This is a genomic window from Streptomyces sp. NPDC054840, from assembly GCF_053611065.1.
The window spans coordinates 1-1,986 of record NZ_JBSGZP010000986.1; the positions used below are offsets into that span (position 1 = coordinate 1).

The 1,986-nt window shown below is 71.3% G+C and carries 2 protein-coding genes and 1 pseudogene; 1 reads left to right on the top strand and 2 read right to left on the bottom strand.

Going from position 1 to position 1,986, the window contains the following annotated elements; genetic code table 11:
* Window positions 1-906, top strand: a pseudogene (locus tag ACWGIU_RS36700) (type VI secretion protein); the annotation flags it as partial.
* Here ACWGIU_RS36700 and ACWGIU_RS36705 read toward each other — a convergent pair.
* Both ACWGIU_RS36705 and ACWGIU_RS36710 read right to left on the bottom strand, forming a co-directional pair.
* Window positions 903-1,337, bottom strand: coding sequence for a hypothetical protein (locus ACWGIU_RS36705; RefSeq protein ID WP_453712406.1), 435 nt, complete (start codon window positions 1,335-1,337; stop codon window positions 903-905). The pseudogene ACWGIU_RS36700 and the gene ACWGIU_RS36705 sit on opposite strands and share 4 nt — an antisense overlap.
* The gene (locus ACWGIU_RS36710) at window positions 1,334-1,891 is read right to left on the bottom strand and encodes a GNAT family N-acetyltransferase (protein ID WP_453712407.1); all 558 of its coding nucleotides are present in this window, start codon (window positions 1,889-1,891) and stop codon (window positions 1,334-1,336) included. Before ACWGIU_RS36710 ends, ACWGIU_RS36705 begins: the two co-directional genes overlap by 4 nt.
* Window positions 1,892-1,986 lie beyond the last annotated feature (95 nt).

Here is a 1,986-nt window from a genome sequence, read left to right on the forward strand (position 1 = left end):
GGTCTCGTCTACGGCGGCCCCGACGACCGCCTCCGCGCAGCCGCCCACCGTATCGGCGAGATCGAGGGGGCGGCTCTCGTCATGACCTCCTCCCCCACCCTCTGGGCCGAAACCAAGGACGCCCGCGCCAAACTCGGCCCGGTCCTCCTCTACGACCCCTCCCACCTGTGCGACACCCCGGCCCGCATGCACTGGAACCCGGCCGAGGGCTGCGCCGACCGCGACACGGCCGCCGCCCGCGCGATCGCCCTGCTGGCCCCCGTACGCCCCCAGGCCCGCATGGACGCGGCGGTGGCCGACACCGCGGAAACCCTCCTGCGCAGCTGGCTGCAGGCCGCCGCCCTGGACGACCGCCCCTTCAAGCTGCTCCACCGCTGGGCGCAGGGCAACAGCGCCCAGGACCCGGTCCGGGTCCTGCGCACCCACCCCCAGGCCGCCCCCGGCGCGGCCGGGGAGTTGGAGAGCGCCCTCACCGCCCACCCCGAACGCCGCGAGCTCGCGCAGAGCCTGACGGCCCGTGCCCTGGCCTGCATGACCTCGATCCACATCCGTGAGGCCTGCAACCCGAACCGGGCCGATGCCCTCGCCCTGGCATCATTCGTCGCCGAAGGGGGCACCCTCTATCTGGTGGGTGAAGCTCTGGAGGATCCCCGTACCCACCCGGGTGCGATGCCCTTGCTCACCGCACTCGCCTCTCACGTGGTCGAGCACGGCCGCCGCATGGCCGCACGGTCATCCCACGGTCGGCTCGACCCACCACTTTCCCTGGTGCTGGACGACGTCGCCGCCGTGGCCCCGATCCCCCAGCTCCAGGAACTCCTGACCGACGGAACGCTCCCCCTGCTCGCCCTGTGCCGCAGCCGCGAACAGGCCCGCTCCCGCTGGCCGGAAGTCCTTCTCCCCTAGAGGGCCTGCCCTACGGCGACGTGCATGCCCCACGTGTCCGTGTCCGAGACGCACACCGACGCGCGATGGTCGAACCAGAGCCCCCCGTACGGTAGGTGCCGGACCATCGCCGGGATTCCGGGCTCGAACCGCAGCACGCACAGCGTCTTCCACCCGTGGGGAATGTGGTCCCAGGCGTGTCCGTACTGCTGGGTGACTGCGACGACGGTAGTGGTCACCCGCTCGACGACCTGCGCGTCGTCACGCCGGAAGCAGCACGCGTACCGCCTTCCCACCGGGACGTCCGCGTAGTTGTACCCGAGGAACACGGCAGCCTCGTTCGCCGCCAACGCCGGAAGCCCCTGGCCGAAGGCCGCCAGAGCCGTCCCATCGGCATGGCACTCGACCGACAGGAACCGCTCCTCGACCGGAGCGTCCTCTTCCCTCCTCACGCTCCCGGGCGCGCGTAGAGGTACTCCCGCTCCTTGGCGCCCGTCGCCAGCGGTATCAGCAGACCACTGGCCTCGAACCCGTAGCGCCGGTAGAAGCTCTCCGCCCTCGGGTTGTCCTCGTGCACGAACAGCCGCACCCGATCGGTCGCCGGCTCCTCCAGCGACCAGGCCCATTCCAGCGCGGCGTCGAACAGCCTCTCCACGAGCCCGCTGCCTCGCTGCTCGGGCCGTACGAACACCCCGACCAGGTGGCCCTGCTGCTGCGCGACGGCCTCGCCGAAGTAGTCGATGCTGCCCTGCGCTTCGATGAGTACGGTGACTGACCCGACCCACCGCCCGTCGCCGGCCTCGGCGATGAACTGCCGGGCACCCCTTCCCTCGGCAGCCCGCGCGGCACGCTGCTGCCAGAACTCGTCGTCCTGGGCGAGCGCCCCCTCCTCGGTCTCCAGGAAGGCCACGGCCGCGGCCGGATCCCGGAGCGCCACCAACCGCAGCTCCTTGGCCTTCTCCCACTCGTCGACCCGTACGTCCCTGATCACGTAGTCATCGCTCATGCCCGGGATCTTAACGACGGGCCGGCGCCGGCTCACCCGCATTATCCGGCGCTCCGAAATTCGGGCCGTGAACGCAGAAAAGCCCCGCAACGGAC

Excerpts from the sequence above, each read along its gene's own strand:
- ACWGIU_RS36710 (WP_453712407.1), bottom strand. The coding sequence starts at position 1,891 with ATGAGCGATGACTACGTGATCAGGGACGTACGGGTCGACGAGTGGGAG.